Source organism: Microcystis sp. M44BS1, from assembly GCF_020244875.1.
Taxonomy (GTDB): Bacteria; Cyanobacteriota; Cyanobacteriia; order Cyanobacteriales; family Microcystaceae; genus Microcystis; species Microcystis panniformis.
This window is the reverse complement of record NZ_JADBVM010000100.1, coordinates 1-16,554: the sequence shown is the minus strand read 5'-3', so window position 1 is coordinate 16,554 and position 16,554 is coordinate 1. Positions and strand designations below refer to the sequence as shown.

Annotated in this window: 9 protein-coding genes; all 9 read left to right on the top strand. The window is 41.1% G+C overall.

Features of this window, described 5'->3' with window-relative positions:
- Positions 1–728: 728 nt before the first annotated feature.
- The 9 genes from IM515_RS07190 to IM515_RS07150 all read left to right on the top strand — a co-directional run bounded on the left by IM515_RS07190 (position 729) and on the right by IM515_RS07150 (position 16,088).
- The gene (locus IM515_RS07190; RefSeq protein ID WP_287630091.1) at positions 729–1,151 is read left to right on the top strand and encodes a hypothetical protein; all 423 of its coding nucleotides are present in this window, start codon (positions 729–731) and stop codon (positions 1,149–1,151) included.
- Positions 1,152–1,182: 31 nt separating this feature from the next.
- Positions 1,183–3,534 carry a HEAT repeat domain-containing protein gene (locus IM515_RS07185; protein WP_287630090.1) on the top strand — a complete coding sequence of 784 codons (2,352 nt, stop codon included), beginning with the start codon at positions 1,183–1,185 and terminating at the stop codon, positions 3,532–3,534.
- A gap of 109 nt (positions 3,535–3,643) precedes the next feature.
- A complete protein-coding gene (locus tag IM515_RS07180; protein ID WP_287697940.1) occupies positions 3,644–6,421 on the top strand; it encodes a HEAT repeat domain-containing protein in 2,778 nt (925 codons plus the stop codon).
- 41 nt (positions 6,422–6,462) lie between these two features.
- Complete coding sequence (locus IM515_RS07175; protein ID WP_287630088.1) at positions 6,463–7,476, top strand: tetratricopeptide repeat protein; 1,014 nt, start codon at positions 6,463–6,465, stop codon at positions 7,474–7,476.
- 99 nt (positions 7,477–7,575) lie between these two features.
- Positions 7,576–8,505 carry a HEAT repeat domain-containing protein gene (locus IM515_RS07170; RefSeq protein WP_287630087.1) on the top strand — a complete coding sequence of 310 codons (930 nt, stop codon included), beginning with the start codon at positions 7,576–7,578 and terminating at the stop codon, positions 8,503–8,505.
- A 113-nt stretch (positions 8,506–8,618) separates the two neighbouring features.
- Positions 8,619–11,003 carry a tetratricopeptide repeat protein gene (locus IM515_RS07165; protein ID WP_287630086.1) on the top strand — a complete coding sequence of 795 codons (2,385 nt, stop codon included), beginning with the start codon at positions 8,619–8,621 and terminating at the stop codon, positions 11,001–11,003.
- Positions 11,004–11,015: 12 nt separating this feature from the next.
- The gene (locus tag IM515_RS07160; RefSeq protein ID WP_287630085.1) at positions 11,016–13,001 is read left to right on the top strand and encodes a tetratricopeptide repeat protein; all 1,986 of its coding nucleotides are present in this window, start codon (positions 11,016–11,018) and stop codon (positions 12,999–13,001) included.
- A gap of 11 nt (positions 13,002–13,012) precedes the next feature.
- Positions 13,013–14,917 carry a WD40 repeat domain-containing protein gene (locus IM515_RS07155; RefSeq protein ID WP_287630084.1) on the top strand — a complete coding sequence of 635 codons (1,905 nt, stop codon included), beginning with the start codon at positions 13,013–13,015 and terminating at the stop codon, positions 14,915–14,917.
- A 187-nt stretch (positions 14,918–15,104) separates the two neighbouring features.
- Complete coding sequence (locus IM515_RS07150) at positions 15,105–16,088, top strand: hypothetical protein (protein ID WP_287630083.1); 984 nt, start codon at positions 15,105–15,107, stop codon at positions 16,086–16,088.
- The last annotated feature ends 466 nt before the right edge of the window (positions 16,089–16,554 follow it).

Below are 16,554 nucleotides of genomic sequence, written 5' to 3'. Positions count from 1 at the left end.
TAGGGGGGTATTTTGTTCGGTGCTAGACTGATATTTGAGTAAGCCAGACAGGAGCCAGAAAAAGATATTTATCAGAAAAGTCATGAGCAAGCTAGAGGTTTAAAGACTGAGCGGGTTCCAATTATTTTTATTAATAAATATAGCGGTTCTCGCATCTGTGCGGCACACTTAAACCTTTGCTGATTAAGCTGTTCAGGATCGGGAATGTATTGTGAATCAGAAACGCTATATTTTACACAATTCATACCAGGTAAGCAAGAGAGCTACGCCACTACTACTGAATCATTACCACTTGTTTTTTTTTGAGTGCCTAGAGCTTGATTAGATTAGATGTCCAACGGGCTATATTTACTAACAGATGTCGGTGTTGTTAATGGATCAAGGCTTTGCCAGATAAGAATTGCCAACAGTTTTCTCTTCTTGCTTCGGCTCTTCCTCGGATTGGATAGTCAGTAAGCATTTATACGAGTCACAACAGTTGCCGATATTGATATTTATAGGCGTGTGATGTGATCCGAGGAAATATTTATTGGGCATGACAACAGAACCATGTAGTTTTATATAATGCAAGACCCTATTGTGATCCTCTCGAACCTGAACCAGCCAAACAATGGAAAAGTTTTTATTTATATAGGTTTATTGCAGATATTTAAGAATTGTGTGCGATTGCCCCGTCAAACCTTTAATCGTACTAACTCTGAGTGGCCAAAGCAAGGTACAATCAAGTTGTGAGTAAGTTTTTCCAGCAAGAGGGAAAAGCGATGAAACTCAAGGGAAAGACGGAAAGTAACTTCAGAAGCCGCAAAGCAGAACGGGACACCACAGAAAGTTCTTTGCAAGAAGCTGGCTTAGAGTCTAACTCAGCTATTGATTCGCTGGTAAGGGGAGTGCGCCACCGCCAAAATCGCCTTCAAGTCCTTTTCTTGGGCATAAAACTGGGGATTCCGGGTTCGGAAAAAGCTTTGAATAACGCCCTCTTTCGCTACGGCGATGAATACATGGCTCTAGATTACTTGAATTGTGGTTCTCCTGAATTGGACAAGGGGGGGCGACAGTGGGCTTACGCTCATGGTTATCGAGTTACCCAATCTAAGTGTGGATTTGGTACGGGAGTTGAATGTCCCGGAGGAGTTCAATGGGGAGTCTTCTAGCTACTCACGCTCAACTATGGAGGGATGAAAGATGGGTATTTTCGATCTATTAAAAAAAACCAGTGTTAGCGACTTGAAAGCCAGTCGAGATATTCCATGCCTTGTCGAAGTTGCCTTGAAAAATTCTAATCCGGTAATTAGATATGAAGCGACAGTAGCACTGAGGGATATTTCTGATTCTACGGCTATCTATGCACTCAGTTTGGGTTTGAAGGCTATGGATAAGACAATCCAATGTCGGGCAGTCGATGCCCTTGTAAAACTTCAAGATCCAAGAGTTATTGAACTTCTATCTCAAGTCATCAATGGTCAGTATGAAACCGAAATCCAATGTCGGGCAGTCGATGCCCTTGGAAAATTTCAAGATCCAAGAGTCGTTGAACTTCTATCTCAAGTCATCAATGGTCAGTATGACACTGAACTCCAATGTCGAGTGGTTGATGCCATTGGAAAACTTCAAGAGCCAAAATTAATAGACCTTTTACATAACTTGCTTAGTAGTCAACAGGAATCAATTCTGCATCATGTGATTCAGGTTCTTGGAGAATCAAGGGATACCTGTGCAGTAGATCCACTCATTGCTTTTCTCAAGCAAAAGTCCTTATATGTACACACATCTGCTGTTGAGGCACTAGGTAAAATAGGCGATACACGGGCAGTAGAATCACTCATTGCTTTTCTCGATGTACTAACCTTTCCTCCTGAAAATTATGCTTCCTTAGACTCATTTGGCTATTCTACTTTACATAAAAAGATCGCTCAAGCGATTGAAAGTATTCGAACAGCTTGCGGAACAGATACTTTTGTCACTTCTCTAAAACCAAGTCTAGTTACTGCTCTAATTCACTCGCTCGCTGAACAACCAAAAACCTCCGATGATGTGAATAACACAGTTCGACGCATGGCTGTTAGGACGCTCTCGATTATGCCTGAGAATATTCTCAATCGTGGTGCTGCCTTGATTGTTGAGAAAATGGATTACTCAGCAAAATTTACAAGCTCAACGCAACAATCAGAAAAAGAAACTAATGATCCACTTTTTGATCTTACAGAGATAATTCAAAGGAGAAACATTCGTAAGTTGATTGCCTTAGTCAAGGCCGATAAAAGATTAGAATTCCTCTATGGCTGCAAGGTTTATCCTGCTCTGAATCAAGGCGCAGCAATTCTACTAAGAGGAATTGCTATCACTGATCCCGATCTACTTCGATCAGCAAAATTTCTATTTTCTACTACGGAAAAAACCTTAGCAAAGATGCTTGACCATCAGGATAGAATTGTGCGTCAGTCTGTTGCTGTAATATTGGACAAACTAGGTTGGCAACCTACAACTGAAACTGAAAAAATTCACTACTTAGTTGCCAAGGAGCGATGGAGTGAATTAGTTGCAGTAGGTAAACCAGCTATCAAGTCTTTAATTGGATGTTTAAAAGATGAGCAGGTCGATATCCGAGTTCAAGCAACTTGGACTTTAGGGGAGATCGGAGATATTACAGCGACAGACTCTTTACTTAGCAGTCTTCCCCTTGCTGTTCCTGAAGAGTGGGAGGGGGTTAATCCTTCTGGTTTTGATCACAGTAGGGAGCAGTATTACTTTGAAGACTACAAAGCACAGGTAGCCGTACTTGCTAAAGCTCTAGTTAAGATTTACAGGTCTAAACCAGAGAAATTGATCAGACTATTACAGAGATTTACTGATGTCTGGACAGGTATTTCTATCGTCTGGGGGCTTTGTGAAATGGGTAATAAGAAGGCAACCGAAGCTATTGTCAATTGGCTTTTTGCTGTCGGTCAAAATATCCCTGAACCAAGTGTTCTTGCTTGGACTTACGCTAATTTTAATGAACTCAGAGCTTTTACTTACTTTTTTCGAGAAATAGTCCCATCTCATCTGTTGTCCAAACTTCTCGGAGATTACACCGACTTGCTCTTAGATATCTTAACTTGGAAGCCTCCGAGCATCTACCAAGAATTAAAGAATGAAGTGAATACTCTTGATGAAATTGCCTTTTTGTATGCTGCTTCTTGTGGTAGAGCAGAATGTGAGTGGGATTTATCTATAAGTAATGAAGCACTCCAAAAACTCTGCCGACTCAATACGCCCTTTGCCAACAACATTTTGTATAAGTTTCTTCATGGCTCAAGGAAAATAGTCTTATATTCTGACAAGTTTAAAAATATCCCTAGTTGGTCAACCCCAGAAACTACTACCTATGTTACAACTTATCTTGATTTAGGAAACCTTCAAGAGATGGTGAAATACGAGATATTGAAAAAAAATCGGCCTAATCCTCGGTACATTCCATCAGCCTACTTAGATGACATTTACTTCGAGAACAAAAAAACTTCTTCTTCGCCATCAGAAAAGCAAAATACAGCGTAGTCCTTGCCAGAGATTTAAGAGCAGCCTGACTTAGATATCTAAACAGGAAAAGTGCCAACTAATTGAAATTTGAAAGGGAGGGTACAAAATCATGAAAACCCTATCTCCAATGAAATCTTATTACAGCCGAGAATGGAACTTCTCGATCGCCTATCCGACAGACTGGGAAATTCTCTGGGAAAACAAACCGGCTGGCTCTTGGACAATTCCCATTGCTGTCGCGGGGAAAGAGGGAAGTGGCGGTCGTCCCTGTTTCTCAGTTAACGTTCGCCGAGGCAAAATTCTCCAAGGAAACCCCCATCTTAAGATCACAGGTTTGCGAGAAGATGGAAAACTGATTGAATATCCTAGCACGCCCCAAGAGTACATCGAGCAACAAAAAGCCGAATTACCTAGCTGCTTTTCGGGCTTTCAGTTCATTTCTGGGGAAGAAATTCGCCTCGCCCACCAACCAGCGGCCAAATTAGTTTACCGCTATGACGGAGCTAAGGGGCAGATTCAGGAACAATCCACCACCCTGTTTGGGGTGGAACTCACTTTCCAATTCGTCAGTGAAGTTCCCGTCCAAGAAGCTGCCAAATTTCAACCCGCCTTCAATAGTATCCTTGAGAGTTTCCGCATCGGGGATGACTCATCGGAAACTTCTAGCAATGTAGAACTTAATCCTCAAGAAAGATCTGAATCAAACCCCGTAGCACTTTACAACCGAGGCGTGACCATCTATCGCGCGGGTCATTTCGAGCAGGCGATCGCCGCCTTTGACCAATGTTGGCAGTCGGGCGAGTACAAAATGCAGGCCGCCTATGCCAAAGCTCTGTGTCAGGGGCAATTAGGTCTTGAGTTCAAAATACCGCCAGAATTTGAGGGCAAGGAAGATGAAGTCGGAGCCACTTACGTCGCCAGTAATTTTGCCTGTTATTTAATCTGCCAAGGTTATCAAGCCGCTTTGACTAATTCCTCCCAAGTAACCGCCAAGGTTAAAGGTTCAGTTTACATTATTAACATCGACGGCTACCTCGGTACTTTTCTCAATGATGCTTGGCGTAAAGAAGGCAAGGAGAGGATTTCCCTCCTCGATTCCAATGCCAATCCCCATCCCACAGAGGCAGACCAGTTGATTATGTCCCTGATCAAGATGGCATCGTCCTTGCCGATGTGTCCCCTGCCAGAAGGAGGTCTGCCCACTGCGCTTAAAGCCGATAACAGGGAGGACAGCCCAGAAAAACCTACCATGGCAGTCGCTACTGAAAAAAGCGGCGCTCTCGCCCCCCTTCTTGATAGTTCAGCCCAGAAAATTGATGATAGTAATTCACAATCGGAAAATCCAATCAATACAGAGATTTCAGAAGTAGATTGTTTTATCAACGATCTTGATGATCAAGACTACAAGGTTCGTCAGAAGGCAGTGGAAGAATTGGAGAAGAGCGGGTGGCAACCTAAGTTAGATGAGAAAGGAGCAGCCTACTGGATTGTTAAAGGCAAGTTCGATAAGTGTGTTGAAATTGGTTCTCCATCAGTAGCTCCCCTGATCATTGCCCTGAGAAATGAGAACGCCTTTGTGCGTGAGGGAGCGGCCAGGGCATTAGGGAAAATCGGGGATAAGGGAGCGATCGAACCCCTGATCGCCATACTGGGCGACGTGGATTATGTGAGTGAGGCAGCAGCAGAAGGGTTAGCAAAAATGGGCAAGGTGGCTATCAAACCGCTCCTGGTGGCCCTGCGTGACCCTAACTACTGGCTACAGCCGGCCGCTTGGCAAGTTTTAGGATCGTTATTATTACGCCAATACTACAAGTCCTTGATAGTTACTATTACCATTGCTCTTTTAGGACCTGTGGCGATTCAATACCTGTTGGATCTATACAATTTTAACCAGGGCCATCAAGCCTATCAAAGAGCAGACTGTACTACAGCTATCAAACACTTCGACCCAATGCTGAAGGGGTGGCGAGCGATCAACATGGAACAAAAGCGGGCGGTGGCACAACAGGCGCAACAGGAGTGTCTCGCCTTTCAAGTCGCTGTTGACCAGCAAAAAGCAGGTAACTTTAGTGTTGCTTTACTGACCTATAACAATTTTATTAACGATTACAGTAACAGCATTCTGGTCGAAGCCTCCCGTCACCAGGTTGAGTCTATCTTTGAGACAGTACCACCCTTTGAAATTGCCAGCCATGAGTCCTGCAACAGCATCGGGAATCTTCTGAAAAATTCGCTGATTCCATCTCCTGATCAGAACTTACCACGATTTCATCTGGCTTGCGGTCAGGTCTATCAAACAGAACATTTATATTTAGAAGCCCTAGACCAGTTCAATCAAGCCAAAACCTTGACCAAAGAGCCAGAAATCATTGCTTCTGCCAAACAAGGATATAACAAAGCAGTAGGGTCACTCAGTCAAGATACCGGAAGTCAAGGACAGTCAATTATATCCGCAGCCTACTCAACGGCCTGCGGGGGCAAACCGGCTAAATCTCCAGCCGTCGGTTTAGGGAAGAGCGAATCTGGTAAGGCTTTAGCCTGCGACGAATCTGCCCTTACCCTCCCCAATTCTCTCAAACCCGTCAAGCCATCCCATTTTAAGTATGTGGTTTCTTTGGCAAAAGACCGTGAAACGATTGAAAATTGTCCCTACTACGCCCTACAGGGCAATGCCACTGGTACTGTAAGCCGTCGGCGACAGTTGGTACGAGTCAAGCTCCGCAGTACGCAAACGGGTAAGATCGTCAAAGAGCGGGTATTTCGGGGTTCAAGACCAGATTATTGCCCATTTCAGTACACATTTTGGGGCTGGGGAACTTATGGAAACCACTATCAAGACTATCTTGATGGTGCAGAACCCTCACAGACTGAAATTATAAAATGGCTATCTACTGTTGTGCGCTGATTGATAGGCTATGCGAAAAGAATGGGGGAGGTAAATGAATTATGACTCACATCTTAACATCCCACAAACGGCTCATCACCCTAACAGCTTTAGTTGTTGTTGTTGGAGGTGTTACCCTTCTTGTCTATCCTAGTGTTCGGGATGAAAGCCATTGGTGGCAAACTACTCGTCAAGATACGGCAGAAGCTTATCTCGCCTATCAAAAAGCCTTGCCCCCAGGAAAGCACCTTACTGAAGCAAAAACCTTGTACGAAGACCGATTATGGAAAGAAGTCCAATCCACTTCAACCATAAAATCCGTAGAAGATTATATTCGAGAACACCCTCAAAGTCCCCATCTTTCTGCTGCTAAAAAACGACTAGAAGAGCTTTATTGGCAACAAGCTCAAGGCAGTAACACAGTAACATCCTATCAGCAATATCTCGCTAAATATCCCTCTGGTCAATTTGTCGAACAGTCCAAAGAGAAAATCTATCAGTTAACCCCTTTAAACCCCAGTGAAATTTTTGCCCGCAATGTCGGAGCAAGTCAAACAAAATCGGGGGTTAAGGTAGAAATATTGCGGTTTTTAGTGGGAAAAAGAAGTGCCATTCAGCCCAATCATCCTCAACTCAATGAAAAGGATTTAATTCCTACTAATACAGTTGAATCTAAACCCTTTGCCGATGATGCAGTAGTCGGTGCGATTACCTTTAGGATTACCAATCAAACTAACAAACCGATTAGTTTTATGGCGAGTAATTTTGTTGTTTCTGTAGGCGGAAAGCAGATTCCTTTACAGGATTATGTATATATGAAACACACCACTTTTGGCCATGATTTGATCCAAGGAGATATTTTGCCAAAATCTACAATAGTATCTGGCATTTGGTTTGATTTAGGAAAGGTTAATGTTGCCTCTGTTAAGTCAATGAATATCTTCTTAGGTTCTGCTTATGATAAACGTCCTTGGGGCAATAATCCAGAAGTTTATTATCCGATAACAGGAGATTTCTACTTCAATCTTAATTTATCGAATCATAGCTTTCAACCTTTTCCAAAAAGTGCTAAGTAATTTTTTGTTGGTTACTAATTCTAATTAGCTGTTACGCATCCCCGTTTTCACGGGAACAAGCTTAATTTTTACAGTTGACTACAAATGAGGAGCTTAATCATGTTATTATTTCATAGACCGAATGCAGAAAAACTTGAGGCTGAGGAAAATATTCAAGGCTTAATTGATGCCTTGCAATATTCGGCTCTCAATCCTTGGTCTGATACAGAATACCAAGTCCATCAGTCTGCGGCTGAAGCTCTTGGAAGATTAAGAGATACCCAAGCGGTAGAACCTTTAATTGCTCTCCTCTACAGAGAATCAGATCTAAAAATGTGCCAAACTATCTTTAAAGCACTCGCAAATATTGGAGATACGAAGGCAGTCAACGCTCTAACTTCTTTACTTCATGATGAAGGGTGGAAATGGAATTTGAATCTGTGCAAATCTGCTGTTGAAGCACTAGGGAATATTGAGGATAAAGAAGCGGTAGATTCTTTGCTCTCTCTACTTCACGATCCCAGGGCAGGTATCCGCCAATCTGCTACAGAAGCACTTGACAAACTTGGATGGAAACCAGATCAATCAACAGAATCTCTATCCTTAGAAAATTCTGTCTGGTGGTGGTCACGAAAAGAAACGGAAGGAGATAGAAACAATAAACTTTTTTCTAGGATTTTAAAGATTGCTATACCTGTAGCATTGTTTTTAATAGTGTACGAAATAGCCTTCAGGGTTTCTGTATATCAATGGGGTGTTTTGACGTTACCTGCCAATGTTGTTTTCAATAGTTATGAGTGTGAATTGGAAATTGATTTTATAAGAAATAGAGACTCCCTAAACTCATCATATATATCAGGTTTAAAGCTGTTTTTTACTCCCAGGGAAAAGCTTCCGTTTGGTAAAGTCCCCGTTAGGCAATCAGAAAATAGCGAGCCTAGTGAACTATATTTTGAATCTGGCAAGGTATATTACGCACCTGAAAAATCTGACAATAAAATTGTCTGGACAGAGTGGCCATTGTGTCAAAATGGTTCTTCAGTGAAATGACGGCGATCGAGCCAGATAGATGCCATAGAAAATTGATATCTCCTACAAAGTTGTTTACTTTTTTCCGACTACTTACTGGATTCAACAATCCTAGAAAAATAAAGGAGGAAACCATGAATAAGCAAATCAATCATCAGCCAAATACTCGTCAGCTTTGGTTAATTTCGAGGTTGTTTTATCGAAATGTTGCTTTGTTGGGTTTAACAACCATTCTGATTAATCCGGTAGCTGCTAGTTATGCCCAACCATCTCCAATTCTATCAACTCAAACTGATAATTATCTTGTTCAGATAACTTCAGATGATTACTACAAACAAGGAATTGAAAAATTACAAAGAGGAGATTATCAAGGAGCGATTGACGCTTTTAATCAGGCAATTCTGCTCAATTCCAAAAATGTCAATGCTTATATCAGTAGAGGAAATGCTTATGTTGAATTAGGAAACTCACAATTACTACCAAAAACAATTACTGAAGGAAACTATCAGACAGTAATTCGTGATTATAACGAAGCTCCTGGAGAAAACTATCAGAAAGCAATCAGTGATTATGACGAAGCTCTGAAACTCGATCCATCTAATGCCGATGCCTATAATAACCGAGGTGTTTGTCGTCAGGCACTAGGAGATTTTCAAGGAGCAATTCAGGATTTTTATGAAGTAATACGACTTCAACCTAATAGTATATTGCCTTATTTAAACTTAGGGAATGTTTTTTATAAGCAAGGAAACTATACCGCAGCAAGGCAAAACTTCAGGACAGCAGAAAAAATTTTTCAAGAGCAAGGACAGAATTCACTACTTCAAGAATTTGTCAATAGATTGACAATAGCAGTGGAAAATTATGATAATCCAAATCCATTTTTACAACGTCCGTCCGTAGAAACATTAGCTACTTCAGATGTAGAAACATTAGCTACTTCTGTTAAATGGTACATCAGTGATAAGATAACTTTCCCAGAATATCCTTTGGCTTTGGCAGACAACCAATCAATTCTACAGTTCTCAGCAGAATTAGTTTTAAAACATGGCTATTTTAGCACAACTACCCTAAAGCCTCTAGCAGATTTTGGCCTTGGTTCTATTCCTATAGGGAAAAATACTCCGGCACAACAAGTCGCACCATTAGTTTGGTTAATTTTGCTTTTGGGGGAGGGGTCCGGACTGGTTCAAGTTCCTCTTTCTATATCTGTAATAGCTAATGCTAGAGAGACTATTGAACTTTTAGAAGCATTTAATAAAGGTGACTTTCTTCTTACTACTCTACATGGTACATCACTAGCTGCTGATCTTAAAGGCTATAAACGATTGTCAGCTATCCTCGGTATATTAGCAGAGTTTTCTGGTGAATATTATGAATTATTGAGAGGTTCAGATCCACCTTTAAGCGATTCTACTCCTACTCCTCCTCCTACTTCTACTCCTCCTCCTACTTCTACTTCTACTCCTCCTCCTACTTCTACTTCTACTCCTCCTCCTACTCCTCCTCCTACTCCTCCTCCTACTTCTACTTCTACTCCTCCTCCTACTTCTACTCCTCCTCCTCCTCCTACTTTTACTCCTCCTCCTAGTTCTACTCATCCTCCTTCTACTCCTCCTAAGCCAGTCATTATTGTTACTAACGACACTGGAGCAAACACAGGCTATAACTTAGATAAAAAAAGTGAGCAACTTCTGCTAGAAGGGAAATGGCAACAACTCAAAACCCATCTTCAGAACGATCTGCATCCAGTAGCGGCTTTGCTCACAGGTCACGCTAAACTAGCTACCAATGACAATAATGCTTCCCTACTCAGTTTTATAGCGGCTTCTAAAAATCCAGAAATATTAAAACAATGGGAAAAGTGGACTGAAAATTTCCTTAAGCAACATCAAAATAGCCCAATAGCTCTTTACCTTGCAGGAGATGCTAAAGCCCGTTTGGGGAAAATAGAAGAAGCGATCGCATATTTTGACAAAGCTATAGCTTTAGATGGTAATTTTGCCCTAGCTTATAATGCACGGGGTGTTCTCTACGCTCTCAAGGAAGATCGGAATAAAGCCTATTTCGATCTCTTGCAAGCGACCGACAAAGATCGGAATTTAGCAGATGCTTATGTCAATTTAGGAACGTTGGCTGTGTTACAAGAGTCCTCAATCAATTTAGGATCAGGAGCTTTAGATGCTTTTGGAAAGGCTTTGGCAATTAATCCTGAATTTGCTCTTGCTTACAATAATCGAGGTAGTTTGTATCTGGGAAATAATGAGGTTGAAAAGGCGAGAAGCGATTTTAGTCAAGTACAAACCTTTCCTCTTATCGCCGATTTATTCTTACAAAACCAAAAATTAGCTGATGCTAGAAAGCCCTCTGATCCTCGTGATTCACTAGACGGACAACAAGCACCAGGAGGAATTATTAGCAATCCTGGAGAAAGTTCTATAGATCGAGGTGATTGGAAAGTTAAAACTTGTTTTGGACTTTTTTATCAAGTATCCATTGTCAGAGAAACCACTAACTAGGAGGAAAAGACAATGAACAAAATTATCAATTTGGTAATGATGACCTTTTGTTTCACTCTCTTTCTCGAATGGGAAGCAAAAGATCCCAAATCTTTAGGTGTTGTCGTTGGTGTTGGGCAAATAGCGATCGCTCAAGTTACTAATTCCCCCATAACAACCAATAAGATTCCTGAAACCGATCTCAATACACCTCCTGCTGTTTCCGCCAACGAGCGCATGAAAACCTATCCTTCTGAGGGCGAATATGTGGCTTTTTCCCTGAATGCAGCCATGAAACAAGTTAAACAGACTCCTGCTAATCAAAACTATCGCACACTCTATCCAGAAATTTACAATCTTGGAGGTATAAATCAGCTTCACGGCTTAGTTTATGACCGCAAAAATAAAGATGTTCTCTTAGTAGGAAAGTACAATCCCAAGCGTGAACCTATCACTCTTGACGATCTCGCTGTTGCCCTACGCAGTCGTTTTGTTTATGGTAAATGGCCTCTAGTTAGCATAGATCCAACTGAACAACAAAAACATCTGCCCACTGTAAGTGAGTTAAAACAAAGTGAACCGCAAGTGGTTCGTTTTGAGGGAGGATTAGAGCAAACCCAGTTTGGAGCAGATTTTCTGGATGCAGACTACCGTTTGAAAAAGATGGGGATGGAATTGCTGCCCACAGGCATCTCTGATTTTCGGACTTTTTGGTATCTTCTGCATCAGTATCCATCAGGTGAAAATATCTTGTCTCGTTTCTGGTTTTATCCCGTAGTTCCCAGTGTTGTGATTCGAGATGAGGTGGTTTCAATTACTGGATTACGGGTAGCAGTCTTTACTGAAGTTATCGCCTATAAAAAAGGAGGAGAGGTATTTGCTAATCCGGCCAATTTTACCTTAGAAGCGGCTGACAAATTTGCGGAGGAAGTTAGTCAACAATTTGAAGAACTGTCTCAATTCCATCCCTCTTTCTCCCGACTACACGGACTGCTTGAACTGGTAGCCTTAGCGAAAGGTATGGAAGATATGTCTGAGCGACCTGATTTGAATTTTTGGCTTAGGGAATACAAAATTAAGACCGTTGAGACCAAAAAATCCCTAGCAGTTCTTGTTAAGGGAGAAACATCTCAAATATGGATGGCTGGAGGTGTGCAGTTTCAGGCTTTATCTCTACGTCTTAAAAGTGGGGATGTCAGTGCCTTAAAAGACGCAGTATTACTTACTCGTCCTTATCCCAACTCTTTAACTTGGACTTTTGTAGTGGGAGAATGGATAATTCCGACTTCTTCTGAAACTATTAACTTAACAGACCTTACTTCTCTTTTTTCCCATGCTGCTTTTCTCGGTCAACAGCAACGCTATGATGAAGCCAGGGCTATTCTTGATAAAATTATCGCCCTTAATCCTGATTATGCTGATGCTTATTTACTTCGGGGTTTGAGCCGAGCATCTAATGATGTTATACACATGGCAACTATAGATCCACAAGATCAACAAGAAGCCATCAAAGATTTCAATCAGACACTCCAGTTAAATCCTAATTCTGCTTTAGGCTATGCGGGACGAGCATTGGCTTATTGTACATTAGGTAAAGCGAAGGAAGCAATAGAAGACTCTAACCACGCCCTCGAACTCAATGCTAACTTGTCGGTCGCCTATGGCAGTCGAGGACTTGCCTATGTTCTTTTGGGCAACTACCAAGCTGCCCTCCAAGATTTCAATCAATTTATTGAACTTAATCCTAATAGTGGTGCGGGAATTTACTATGGACGTGGTTCTATTTACGCCATGCTACAAAAATATCAGAAAGCTCTTGAAGATTTTAATCAAGCACTCGAACTCAAACCTAATTATCCAGACGTTTACCTGATGCGAGGATTAGCTTATGGATCATTAGGACATCGGGAAAAGGCAATGGTTGATTTGCAACGAGCAGCTTACTTGTTTCAGCAAGAAGGAAGAACTAAAGATTATCAGTATGTTATAGAGCTAATTCAGAAAATTCAAAAATTTTAGGGTTAACTATTATGAAAGCTTTTTTGAAAATCACGGCTATGATGATCACCCTTGCTCTCGCGCTTAATTCTATTGTTGTCCACGCCGACGAAGAATTGGATTCACTGTGCCGTAAATTCCCCCATAACTCTCGGTGTGAAGGTTATACTCCTCCTATCAAAGAAGAGGAACTTGAGAAAATAGATTATAATTTTGAGCCACAGCCTATCAATATCCAGCCAAAATCCATAGATCCAGTCAGTTTTGATGGTCTTAGCGATGAGATTCCTGCGGCTCGGCAAATTGGCACTCACCAAGATTGGGGAATTCCCAACCCTTTTGGTAGTTATTCTCCCTATTTTCCCATTCTAACTACACTTAAGACCTACTATGCTACTGATTTGCTGAGTATTGGAGATGCTCATAATCAAAGCTTAATTATTAACGATGAATTAGAGAAGGCCGGTTATGAAATTCAACAAGTGATGGCTGTGGATTCTATGAAACCAGATGAGCAGACAAGCAGTTTTAAGCTTAGAGGCAAGATTCGCAATGCTACACTGAATACGATTGGTTCAGAATCTGGTAGCCCAAGGACAAAAGTGAGTCTTTGGATTGAATGGGAAGTGTTGAGTTCTTCCTCAGACAAAGTTCTTTTCTCAAAAGCAATAACAGGTGCAGCCGAGATCCCCGGTACTCCAAACCCATTACCAACTTACTATGAGGCACTTAGGAGGAGTATCAGAGGACTTTTAGCTGACCCAACGTTTAGTCAGACACTCCAGAAGTTATCCAGATACTCAACTGCCACTACAACACCAGACAGAACAACAAACCCCATGCTTCCTGCTTCTGAGAAACCTTCTCTTCTTCAATCATATACTCAGTCTAATCCCACTGTCATTGAAGAAGAATCATCAGATAAACCATCTAACAATCAAACTAATGAAGGAAATCAAAGCACATCTCGGATAGTCAGTGTTCAAGAGATGGCAGTTATTAAAAAAGAAGGAGCTTCAATTATCTTGAATGTTGCCTTCAGTCCCAATAGTCAGCTTATTGCAGCCTGTTCAGTTACCAGTATCGGATTGTGGACAATTGAAGGCAAAAATATCGTTAGAGATTTCCTCTATCCCAAAAATCATCCACTCAATTTTTTCAATTATAATGTCGGTTTTGTCTCAATTGCCTTTAGTCCAGACGGCGAATATATTGTCAGTGGCCTTGGCAATGGAACAATCCAACTGTGGAATTTACAGGGCAACCCTGTAGGTAAACTGTTTGGGGGACATTATGGCCCGGTTCGCTCAATTGCGTTTAGTCCTAATGGACAGTATATAGTCACTGGCAGTGATGACTACACAGTAAGAGTGTGGAACTTGCAAGGTAATCCCGTTACTCCACCCTTACTACATCAAGATCGTGTTACATCTGTAGCTTTCAGTCCGGATGGAAAGCTAATTGTCAGCGGAAGTAATGATGGGAAAGTACGCTTATGGGATTTGCAAGGCAATCTCGTTGGTCAACCATTTCAAGGTCATGAGAGTTGGATTGAGTCAGTCAGCTTTGCTCCTAATGGAAAAATTATTGCTATTGGTAGTGTAGATAAAACAGGGAAATATGGGCATAAAATAACTTTGACAGACTTACAGGGAAACATTATTGGCCAACCCTTCAGAGGGGATATGATACATGCAGGGGCAATCGCTTTTAGCCCTGACGGTCAATATCTTGTTAGCGGTTTGAGCTTGTGGGATTTGCAAGGTAATCTAATAGGTGATCAACCATTTGGCAAACAGAAGGAGAGAAAGGTAAAAGTTATTTATTCAACAGCCTTTAGTCCAAATGGGAAGTTTATTGCCAGTGGTGAATTTTACCCAGGATCGGGAAGAATTTACTTGTGGCGTGTTTTAAGAGAAGGAGAGCAAACAAAGTGAAACCAATTTTCTAACACAGTTCTGTGTATTCAAAATGTTTTTAATAAGACTTTTAGACGCTAATTTTTAGTGGAGTGTATCAGAAATAACGCCTATAGATCGAGGCGATTGGAAAGCTAAGACTTATTTTGGGCTTTTTTATCAAGTATCCATTGTCAGAGAAACCACTAACTAGGAGGAAAAGACAATGAACAAAATTATCAATTTGGTAATGATGACCTTTTGTTTCACTCTCTTTCTCGGATGGGAAGCAAAAGATCCCAAATCTTTAGGTATTGTCGTTGGTGTTGGGCAAATAGCGATCGCTCAAGTTACCAATTCGCCCATAACAACCAATAAGATTCCCGAACCCGATCTCAACACGCCTCCTGCTGTTTCCGCCAACGAGCGCATGAAAACCTATCCTTCTGAGGGGGAATATGTAGCTTTTTCCTTAAATGCAGCCATGAAGCAAGTTAAACAGACTCCTGCTAATCAAAACTATCGCACACTCTATCCAGAATTCTATAACTTAGGCGGTATCAATCAAATATACGGACTGGTTATCGATCAAACTACCAAAGACATTATCTTAGTCGGTAAGTATAATCCAGAACGTGAACCCATTACCTTAGATGACTTAGCCGTAGCCTTACGCAGTCGGTTTATTCATGGTAAGTGGCCAGTAGTTAGTATCGATCCTGACGGAGATCCAAAACAGAAATTACCACAAATAGTTCGCTTTGAAGGAGGTATTCAACAGACTCAATTTGGAGCAGATTTCCTAGATGCTGATTACCGCTTGAAAAAAATTAGCTTCGGACTGCTTCCTGCTGGTATTCCCAATTTTAAGACTGGCTGGGACTTTGCAACCGAAGATTTCTTGAATCAAGGATTTGACTATATCCTTTCTCGACTGTGGTTTTATCCAGTGACACCTAGTGTTTTAATTCGGGAGGATGTTGTTTCTATCAAAGGACTTAAAGTTGGTGTCTTTACTGAAGTTTTAGCAGCCAGCATTAATGGACAAAATGTGACTGATTTGACCAACTTTCATGCTACATATAACGACAAGTTTGCTGAGGAGTTTAGCCAGCGTTTTACAGAACTTTCCTTAGTACATCCTTCTCTTTCTCGACTTCAGGGGTTACTAGAATTGGTTGCTGTATCTAACCCACATTCCGCACCCTAAGCTGTCACAGAGAGAAATTACGGAGAGAAAAAATCAAAGTTAGCATAAAAATAAACATAAGGAGCGAAAAAAGGCATTTGAGAAACAGTAAAGCACCAAAAATGGCATCAAAACCTATTCTCAATAAGGAGCAATAAGAATTAACACCACCTAGAGGAGTCAACAGATAAATAAAAGAAGAAATCCAAGATATAAATCATAATTTAGACTAATCAATTAAAGTAAAAAACTAAATTATAGACATAGTAAAATGGAGCTATAAATCAAAGATATTAGCTCATGTTCACTCATAGAAATTAAATTGATAGAGATAATAATTAGGTGGCTAATTGATAGTAACGTAAACAATCATCTGGTAAAAGACGCAAGATAAAATCTCTGTCCTTATTCCAATTAGAAATATGTTCCTCCTGATTGAGTGTAATCAAATGAATACAATGAAAGCATTGAAAAATCCAGCGTAAAG

Excerpts from the sequence above, each read along its gene's own strand:
- IM515_RS07150 (WP_287630083.1), top strand. The coding sequence starts at position 15,105 with ATGAACAAAATTATCAATTTGGTAATGATGACCTTTTGTTTCACTCTC.
- IM515_RS07155 (WP_287630084.1), top strand. The coding sequence starts at position 13,013 with ATGAAAGCTTTTTTGAAAATCACGGCTATGATGATCACCCTTGCTCTC.
- IM515_RS07185 (WP_287630090.1), top strand. The coding sequence starts at position 1,183 with ATGGGTATTTTCGATCTATTAAAAAAAACCAGTGTTAGCGACTTGAAA.
- IM515_RS07180 (WP_287697940.1), top strand. The coding sequence starts at position 3,644 with ATGAAATCTTATTACAGCCGAGAATGGAACTTCTCGATCGCCTATCCG.
- IM515_RS07165 (WP_287630086.1), top strand. The coding sequence starts at position 8,619 with ATGAATAAGCAAATCAATCATCAGCCAAATACTCGTCAGCTTTGGTTA.
- IM515_RS07175 (WP_287630088.1), top strand. The coding sequence starts at position 6,463 with ATGACTCACATCTTAACATCCCACAAACGGCTCATCACCCTAACAGCT.
- IM515_RS07160 (WP_287630085.1), top strand. The coding sequence starts at position 11,016 with ATGAACAAAATTATCAATTTGGTAATGATGACCTTTTGTTTCACTCTC.
- IM515_RS07170 (WP_287630087.1), top strand. The coding sequence starts at position 7,576 with ATGTTATTATTTCATAGACCGAATGCAGAAAAACTTGAGGCTGAGGAA.